Source organism: Aequorivita sp. KMM 9714 (genome assembly GCF_011065475.1).
GTDB lineage: Bacteria > Bacteroidota > Bacteroidia > Flavobacteriales > Flavobacteriaceae > Aequorivita > Aequorivita sinensis.
The window spans coordinates 1-255 of the sequence record NZ_JAAGRO010000075.1 but is presented as its reverse complement, the minus strand read 5'-3'; the positions used below and the strand labels follow the sequence as shown (position 1 = coordinate 255).

The window sequence follows — 255 nt, the reverse complement described above, 5'->3', positions numbered from 1 at the left end:
CGTTCTTGTCTTGTGAGTCCGTCTTCCAGAACGTTTGTGCTATATTTCCGTTATACAGCGGTGTTCCATTACCATCTAAGGTGTTATAGTTAATTTTGAAATTAAACAGAGGTTTTTGTTGTTCCATTATTCCTGGGTCAACATTGTTGATATTGGTAAGCCACCCTCTGATATTGTAGCGGTATTTAATTTTTTGGAGTTTTTTATCTATATTAGTACCTGTGAGTGCCAAACCCTCTACACTTGCCCCAGGAC

1 protein-coding gene is annotated in these 255 nt (G+C 38.4%); it reads right to left on the bottom strand.

Annotated elements, in window-relative coordinates; translation table 11 throughout:
• On the bottom strand, nt 1-255 hold a 255-nt coding region (locus G3A46_RS14665; RefSeq protein ID WP_165150798.1), incomplete at both ends, for a hypothetical protein.